5 protein-coding genes are annotated in these 8,706 nt (G+C 65.6%); 2 read left to right on the top strand and 3 right to left on the bottom strand.

Going from position 1 to position 8,706, the window contains the following annotated elements; genetic code table 11:
* Both ACIQ6O_RS09390 and ACIQ6O_RS09385 read left to right on the top strand, forming a co-directional pair.
* A partial coding sequence (locus tag ACIQ6O_RS09390; protein WP_396207527.1) for an enoyl-CoA hydratase-related protein occupies nt 1–1,602 on the top strand: 1,602 nt, incomplete at its 5' end.
* A 20-nt stretch (nt 1,603–1,622) separates the two neighbouring features.
* A complete protein-coding gene (locus ACIQ6O_RS09385) occupies nt 1,623–2,792 on the top strand; it encodes a thiolase family protein (protein WP_396207526.1) in 1,170 nt (389 codons plus the stop codon).
* 179 nt (nt 2,793–2,971) lie between these two features.
* On the opposite strand, the gene ACIQ6O_RS09380 is transcribed toward ACIQ6O_RS09385, so the two are convergent.
* From ACIQ6O_RS09380 to ACIQ6O_RS09370, 3 genes are all read right to left on the bottom strand, one after another.
* Entirely contained in the window at nt 2,972–6,148 is a 3,177-nt protein-coding gene (locus ACIQ6O_RS09380) for a WD40/YVTN/BNR-like repeat-containing protein (protein WP_396207525.1), read from the bottom strand.
* Between the two features lie 237 nt (nt 6,149–6,385).
* The gene (locus ACIQ6O_RS09375) at nt 6,386–7,465 is read right to left on the bottom strand and encodes a phosphotransferase family protein (RefSeq protein ID WP_396207524.1); all 1,080 of its coding nucleotides are present in this window, start codon (nt 7,463–7,465) and stop codon (nt 6,386–6,388) included.
* A 96-nt stretch (nt 7,466–7,561) separates the two neighbouring features.
* The coding region (locus ACIQ6O_RS09370; RefSeq protein ID WP_396207523.1) for an acyl-CoA dehydrogenase family protein at nt 7,562–8,706 on the bottom strand (1,145 nt) is incomplete at its 5' end.

Here is an 8,706-nt window from a genome sequence, read left to right as displayed (position 1 = left end):
TTCCGCACCGGTGACTTGTCCGGTCTCGACGTGCTGGCGCATGTCACCAAGGGCATCGGGGCGACCACGGGCGAGGACTTCGCTTTGCCGGCGTGGGTGCACGAAGAGCTGGTGGCCAAGGGCAAGCTGGGCGACAAGACCGGCGGTGGCTTCTACCAGAAGACCAAGCAGGGCACGCTCACTTTCGACTGGAAGACGAAGAGCTACGTTCCGCAGCAGCGGCTCGAGGACGGCGACATCGGCGCGGCCATTCGCCTCCCCATTCCGCAGCGACTGCCCGCCATCAAGAACCTGCCGGGCGCGCAGGGCGCGTTCATTCGCGATCATGTGGTGGACGTGGCGCACTATACGCTCACGCTGGCGTCGCAGCTTGCGCACGACCTCGTGGCCATCGATCGCGCGATGGAGTGGGGCTACGGCTGGGAAGCGGGACCCTTTCAGGTGATGGACGCGCTCGGCCTCGATTGGCTCAAGCAGGAGTTCACGGCCGAAGGGCGCGACATTCCGGCGCTGCTGGAACTCGCGCAGGGTTCGTTCTACAAGAACGGCGAGTATCTCACCTTCGACGGCACGTACGAATCCATCCCCGGTATTCCGGGACGCATCTCGCTCGCAGGATTGGCGCAAAGCGGCCGCGTGCTCGAAGACAACGGCTTGTCGCGCCTCATCGACTTGGGCGACGGTGTGGCGTGCTTCGAATTCCGCTCCAAGATGAATACCCTCGGACAGGGGGTGCTCGAAGGGCTCGAGAAGTCGTTGCGCAAGGTCGAGAAGCTCGGCTTCAACGGCATGGTGATCGGCAACGAAGACGCGCGCGTGTTCACGGCCGGAGCCGATCTCTCGGGGGTGTCGTTCGCGGTCGCAGCCGGTGCGTGGGATGACATCGCACAGTCGATCAGTGGTTTCCAGAACAGCGTGATGTCCATTCGTCGCGCGCCCTTCCCCGTGGTGGTGGCTCCGGCCGGCATGACCCTGGGTGGCGGCTGCGAATTCACGCTGCACGCCGACGCCGTTCAGGCGCACGCCGAGACGTACATCGGCTTGGTGGAAGTCGGCGTTGGCTTGCTCCCCGGTGGTGGTGGGACGAAGGAACTGCTCATGCGCTTCACCAGCGAACTGCAGCAGTACGAAGAGGTGGATCTCTTTGCGGCCGTCAAGCGTGCGTTCAAGCTCATCGCGTTCGCCAGCACCAGTACGTCGGCACACGAAGCCCGCGCCATGGGGCTGTTGCGTGATCGCGATCGCATTTCGATGAATCGGGATCAGCATCTCAGCGACGCCAAGCAGCGTGTACTCGATTTGGCGCCGGGCTACCTGCCTCCTGCCGAGCGTACGGTGCGGGCGCTGGGCCGCGAAGGGATCGGCAATCTCGAGTACGCGCTGTGGGCCGCGAAGGAAGCCGGTCAGGCCAGTGCGCACGACGTGCGCGTGGGACGCGCGGTGGCTTACGTGCTGTGCGGTGGTGACGGCACGCCGCGCGATGTGACGGAGCAGGATGTTCTCGACCTCGAACGCGAGCAGTTCCTCTCGCTCCTGGGCACCAAGGAGACCCAGGAACGCATCGCGTACACCCTCAAGACCGGCAAGCCGCTGCGCAACTGAGCGCGCGACAGGAGATGGAGATGACCGAGGTCGTAATCGTCAGTGCCGCACGTTCGGCGGTGGCCCGCGGCAAGGCCGATGGGTCGCTGGCGGGCGTGCATCCGGTGGATCTGTCGTCAGCGGTGATGAAGGCCGCTATCGAGCGGGCCGGTGTGGATCCGGCCGTGATCGAAGACGTGCAGTGGGGGTGCGCAATGCCTGAAGCCTCGCAGGGACTCAATCACGCGCGACTTGCGTGGTTGCGCGGTGGTCTGCCGGTGGAAACGTCGGCGGCCACCATCAACCGGTTCTGTTCGTCGGGGCTGCAGTCGGTGGCCTACGCGGCGCAGGCGATCATCGCGGGCCAGGGTGATGCCGTGATGGCCGGTGGCATCGAGATGATGTCGCAGGTGCCCATGAGCGGCTACAACGCGCGCCTGTCGCCCGCGATCACCGAGAGCTACATCGGCATGGGGTTCACCGCCGAGAACGTGGCCCGGCAGTGGGGCATCACCCGAGAGCAGCAGGACCAGTTCGCCTACGACAGTCAGCAGAAGGCCGCGGCTGCGGTAGCGGGTGGTGCGTTCCGCGAGGAGATCGTGCCAATCCACACGCAGAAGTTCACGTGGAAGGGCGCCGAGAAGTCGGTGACCGATGTGGTGTTCGACACCGACGAATGCCCGCGTGCGGAGACGACGCTCGAAGGGCTCGGCAAGCTGCGCCCGGCGTTCCTCCCCACGGGCACAGTAACGGCGGGCAACGCCTCGCCGTATTCCGACGGCGCCGCGGCGGTGCTGGTCATGCGCGCCGACACGGCGAAGGAACTGGGACTCACGCCGCTCGCGCGTTTCGTGAGCTTCGCCGTGGGCGGCGTGGATCCGAGCATCATGGGCGTCGGCCCCATCAAGGCGGTGCCCAAGGCGCTCAAGCGGGCGGGCCTCTCGCTGAGTGACCTCAAGCTCATCGAGTTCAACGAAGCCTTCGCGGCGCAGGCGCTGGCGGTCATCAAGGAACTCGACATGCCCACCGACATCATCAACGTGAACGGCGGCGCCATCGCGCTCGGGCATCCCCTCGGCGCCACTGGCGCCAAGCTCACCACCCAACTCGTGCACGCCCTCCGCCGCCGCGGCGGCGGCTACGGCATGGTCACCATGTGCATTGGTGGGGGAATGGGAGCGGCGGGCGTGTTTGAGGTATACAGCGGCTGAACGACGGGAGCGCTTCGTACGGAAGCTGGTAGGACGAGAGCTTCAGACACGGGAAATAGAACAACGGGAACTTCCTCCACTGGGGCAGTTCCCGTTGTTGCATTTCCCGTGAGTGTAGCTCCCGTTGCACCAGCTCTCGTGACATCAGCTTCCGTGGTGCCACGAAGAAGCCAGGGTCACTACATCGCCACCGGCTTCTTCGTCGGCACCACCAGCTTCGGCATCTCCAGCTTCTCCAGCATCGGATTGAGCCGCTTCGCCGTAGACTGGATCTGCGTGTCCACCATTGTGATCACCACGTCGGCGTCGCGGCGCACTTCACCGGAGTACTCCATCTGGCCGGGGATCACTGGCGTGAGCCCGTTATCCACGTTGGAGAGCAGCGCCGAGGCGCGCTGCAGCGGTCGCGGTCCCTCGGAGTAATACGGCGCCACATCGGTGGTGGGGCGCGTGAGCTGCAGGCGGATGGAGTCGAGCTTGCGCAGTTCTTCGCGTGTGGCGATCACCAGCTCCTTCGCGGCGGCTGCACGCAGCGTATTGGCGGTCTTGGCGCGCTCCTCGGCCTGCGCGGCAAAGGCGGCGAGTCCACGCTCCGTTTCGATGAGCGTGTTCACCGTGGCCACCATGCGCGTGGCCTGCTCGAACTGGGCCTTCACCTCACCATCGGCGAACTTCGCGGTGGGATCGAGCTTCACGACGAGCGGCTGCTCCTGCGTCTGCCCGAACGCGGTGATGCGCACCGTGTACGTGCCCGGCAGCACCTGCGCGCCCGGCACGCGCCCGCGCGCGCCGTCATCATCGAGGCTGTCCGCCGGGGTGTCGCTCAACGTGAGCGAGGGCGCCATGCGCAGATCCCACGCCACGCGGTTGAATCCGGCACTGGCGCTCACCTTACGCAAGCGACGAATCACGGCGCCGTCCTTGAGAATTTCGATACGCACCGCCGAATCGGCGGGCACCTTCGCATCGGTCCCCTTGGCCAGCCAATAGGTGATGAGGGCGCCGTACTGGGCGTTCTGTCCGCGGTACTGCTTGTGGCCGTAGTTGAATGACTGCTCACCCGTGTTGTAGCGCATGGCCGCCCGCATAGGGAACAGGTGCACGGGCTTGCCCGCGACGTCACTGTTCATCTGCTGAATGGGTGACGCATCGTCGAACACCCACAGCGCCCGACCGTGCGTGGCCACGATGAGATCGTTGTCGCGCGGATGCACGAGCACCTCGTGCACCGCCACGTTCGGCAGATTCTTGAGCGAGAGCTTGGTCCACTGCGTGCCACCGGTCCAGCTGGCGAAGAGTCCGTACTCCGACCCGTAGTACAGCAGGTTGGGGTTCTTCGGATCTTCGCGAATCACCTGGGCATACGCATTCGCCGGCAGATTCCCGGTGATGTTCGTCCACGTTTTGCCGAAGTCGGTGGTCTTGAAGGCGTACGGCTTGAAGTCGTCGCTCATGTGCCGTTCGAACGTGACGTAGGCGGTACCCGCCGCCGTACGTGAGGCTTCAATGCCGCTCACCACGGCATCGGGGCCCACGCCCGGCACATTGGGCGCCACGTTCGTCCACGTCTTGCCATCGTCCTGCGAGACCTGAAGGTTGCCGTCGTCGGTGCCGGCCCAGATGACCCCCTTCTTCACCGGGCTCTCGCTCACGGAGTAGATGGTGCCGTAGTACTCGGCGACCGTGTTCTCCTTGAGAATCGGCCCGCCGGCATCGCCCTGACGCGACTTGTCGTTCTTGCTGAGATCACCGCCCAACGCGGTCCACGTGCGCCCCCAATCGGCGCTGCGGAAGAGCGTACTGCCGCCGAAGTACACGATACGACCGTCGTGCGGCGAGGGCACGATGGGTGCGTTCCAGTTGAAGCGCACCGCGTTGGAGTCGGCCGAGTACCCGTCCATCCGCTTGGGCTGCGGCGAGGCTTCACGCACTTCGTAGCGGCCAAGATGCGTGGCTTGGATACCTCCGGCCTGATAGTCGGAAAGGAACCAGTCCGGATCATCCGGATGGCTGATGCCGTAGTAGCCGTCGCCGAACTGGATGAAGCGCCACTCCCACGAGTAGATGCTGCTCTTGCGTGTGCGCGTGGGACCGGTCCACACCCCGTTGTCCTGCAAACCACCGGTGACGTGGTAGAACGGTTCGCGCATGTCGTACGACAGCTGATAGAACTGTCCAACGGGGAGATTGTCGAACCACTCCCACGCGCCGGCACCATCGTAGCTCACTTCGAGCCCGCCGTCGTCACCCATGAGCAATCGCTTCGGATTCTGCGGGTCGATCCACAGCGCCTGATGGTCGCCGTGGAAATTGCCCGGCACGTTCACGAAGGTGCGCCCACCATCGATGCTGTGCATGAACGACATGCCCAGCGTGTACACGTGGTGCTCGTTTTTCGGATCCACGCGCAGATCGGCGTAGTAGAAGCCGCGGCCGATCGTATTGGCGTTGCGGCTGACCGCCTGCCAGTTCTCACCGGCGTCGTCGGAACGGAACACGAAGCCGTCCTTGCTCTCGATCACCGCGTACACCATGCGCGGATTGCTCGGCGCGACCTTGATACCGATGCGACCGGTGAGCGACGGAATACCACGCGTGAGCTTCGCCCACGTCTTGCCGCCGTCCACCGACTTGAAGATGCCGCCCTTCTCGTCGCCGGAGCGATGCGTCCACTGCTTGCGGTCGAAGTACCACATGCCCGCGTAGAGCACATTGGGATTCTGCGGATCGATATCGATATCCGACGCACCGTGTCGGTCGTCGATGTACAGCGTGCGCTTCCACGTTTCGCCGCCGTCCTCCGACATGAAGACGCCGCGCTCGGTGTTGGGGCCGTATTCCGAGCCGAGCGCCGCCGCGTACACTTTGCGCGGGTCGCGCGGATTGATCACCATGCGCGCGATGTGGCGCGAGTCGGGAAGGCCGAGCCACTTCCACGACTTGCCGCCATCGGTGCTCTTGTAGACGCCGTTGCCGAACGACACGGAGTTGCGCGGATTGCCCTCGCCGCTCCCCACGTACACGACATCGGAGTTACCCGGCTCGAGCACGATGTCGCCGATCGTCTGCACCGGCTGCTTGTCGAAGATGGGCATCCACGTGGTGCCGGCGTTGGTGCTCTTCCACACCCCGCCGGAGGCACTGCCCACGTAGATGGTGGCCGGGTCACCCGGCACGCCCGTCACGGTGGCGATGCGGCCACTCATGTTGGCGGGACCGATGTTGCGGTAGGCGAGACCGGCGAACGTCGTATCGGCGAGACCGGACGTCGCTGCGGCCGTCGCGGGGCGTTTCTGCTGCGCGCTCAGAAGCGTGGGCAGCGAGAGGCCGAGGGCGAGAGTGAGGCGAGTACGCATGGGGAGAATGGGAGGTGGGAAAACCGCTCTCCGATTCTTCCTGCTGGGCGCCAACTACGCAACCGTCTGTCAGGGCGCGTGTGTGCGACCGCTGCGCCCCCGTACAGCGTGGAGGGTCGTGTGTTAAGGGTTCTGGGTGGGTGCTGCACCCACCCACGACCCTGAACGCACAACCCTTCACCCTGAACGGGATCGCTGTCAGTCAAACACCGGACACTCGCGATTCGGGCGCCGCAGTTACCCGCGCATCTCCCCTTCCGCTTTCTCCGCCAGCGCCTCTACGACGTCCCCCAACCGACTGAACCGGGCGTCGCTCGTCAGCCCCTGCTCGTACCGGGCGAAAATCTGCTGGGCGATGACGGCCACCTTGAACAGGCCGAACGTGAGATAGAACGGAGCGTCGCTCACGTCGCGCCCGCTGGCCTGGCCGTACTCACGCACCAGATCGGCGCGGGTCCAGGCGCCCGGGAGCGCCGTGATCCCAAGGCCGAGCGAACGGAAGATCGGGGCATCACCGGCTTCCACCCAGTACGCGAGCGACGTCCCGAGGTCCATGAGCGGGTCCCCGACGGTAGCCATCTCCCAGTCGAGAATCGCCTGGACCTCCGACAACGTGGCATCGAACACGAGGTTGTCGAGCTTGAAATCGTTGTGCACGAGCACGCTCCCCCGCTCGGGGGGACAATGAGCCGTCAACCAGGCGGCTACCGTGTCCATGGTCGGCACGGGACGCGTGCGCGACGCCTGCCATCGCTTCGTCCACCCGTGCACCTGGCGCTGCACGTAGCCCGTGCCCTTGCCGAGCAGAGCAAGCGGAGGCGTGTCCACCGGGACCGCGTGAAGTTGAACAAGCGTCTCGACGAACGTTCGCGAGAGGGCGGCCATGCGCGTCGGCAGCTGTTCTGCGGGCTCCAGAAGCCGCGCGGGTGGCGCGCCCCGCAGAATCACGCCGCTCACGTACTCCATGAGATAGAACGGCGCACCGAGTACGGTGGCATCCTCCCCGCACGCGACCGGGCGCGGCACGGGGACACCAAGGGGGTGCAGCGCCGCCAGAATCCCGTACTCGCGCACCATGTCGTGCGCGATGCCTCCAGCAACACCACGCGGCGGTCGCCGCAGCACCAGCGCGCGGTCGCCCTCCGCACGGTGCAGCGTGACGAGATACGTGAGGTTGGAAAACCCAGCCGGGAACTGCCGCGCCGACAACGTGGTGCCGGCCGGCACGAACTCGGGCGCGACACTCGCCAGCCAGCGCTGCAGCGCGTCGAGGTCAACGAGATCGGCGTCGCGGACGGGAATCAGAGCGTCGGACATGGGGCCTTCGGCGGAACGGCGTAAAGGGGACAGCGTAATGAGTTGCCACATAACAGCACTGCGTACGCTGGCGGCGTGCAGTTGGGAGGCAACGCTTTACTCTTTACGCTTTTCCCCGTCAGTCCCCACGATGTACGCCTTAAGCGCCCGCCGCGCGATGACGCTCTTGTGCACCTCGTCGGCCCCGTCGTAGATGCGCGCCGCGCGCTCGTGACGGTACCACCAGGCGAGCGGCGTGTCGTCAGTCATGCCGAGCGCACCGTGCACCTGAATGGCACGATCGAGTACCCGCTGCAGCGTGTTGGCCACGAACACCTTGATGTAGGCGATCTCCTCGCGCGCCGCCTCCTGCCCCTCGCGCGTCATGCGCGTGGCGGCATCGAGCACCATCAGCCGCGCCGCGTGAATCTCGATGCGTGACTCGGCGATCCAGAACTCGACCTGCTGCTTTCGGGCGAGCACCTCACCGGGGGCGATCTCGCGCGTGGCCGCGTAGCGGCACATGAGATCGAAGGCGCGCTCGCAGATACCGATCCACCGCATGCAGTGGTGGATGCGTCCCGGCCCGAGTCGTTCCTGCGCCAGGGCAAACCCGTGCCCCTGCGCGCCGAGCAGATTCCCCACCGGTACCCGCACATCGTCGAAGCGCACTTCCGCGTGGCTCGACCATCCGCCACCGCTTTCGCCCATCACGGCAATGTTGCGCAGCAGCGTGTAGCCGGGCGTATCGAGCGGCACGATGATCTGGCTCGCCCGGAAATGGCGGCGCGCGTCCTCGCGGTCGGTGACGGCCATCACCACGGCGAATGCCGCACCATCGGCACTACTGGTAAACCACTTGTGCCCATTGATGACCCACACCGACTCGTCGCGCGTCGCGGTCGTGGAAAGCACGACCGGATTGCTGCCGGCATGCTCGGGCTCCGTCATCGCGAAGCAGCTGCGGATGTCGCCACGCGCGAGCGGCTCGAGATAGGCGCGCTTCTGGTCGTCGGACCCGAAGGCGAGCAGCAACTCCATGTTGCCGACATCGGGGGCCTGGCAGTTGCACACGTAATGTCCGTATGGCGTCCACCCGAGCACCTCACTCAGACGCGCGAACGCGTCGAGCGGCATGCCCACACCGCCGTAGGCCTCGGGAAGGAAGGGCGCCCACAGTCCCAGCGCCTTGGCACGCACACGCAGCGCATCGAGGGTGATGACCGCGACGTGCCACGGCTGCGACAGCAACTGCGGCTCCA

The organism is Gemmatimonas sp., assembly GCF_044345575.1.
GTDB lineage: Bacteria > Gemmatimonadota > Gemmatimonadetes > Gemmatimonadales > Gemmatimonadaceae > Gemmatimonas.
Note: the sequence above shows the minus strand (reverse complement) of the source record. Positions and strands in the feature narration are given on the sequence as shown.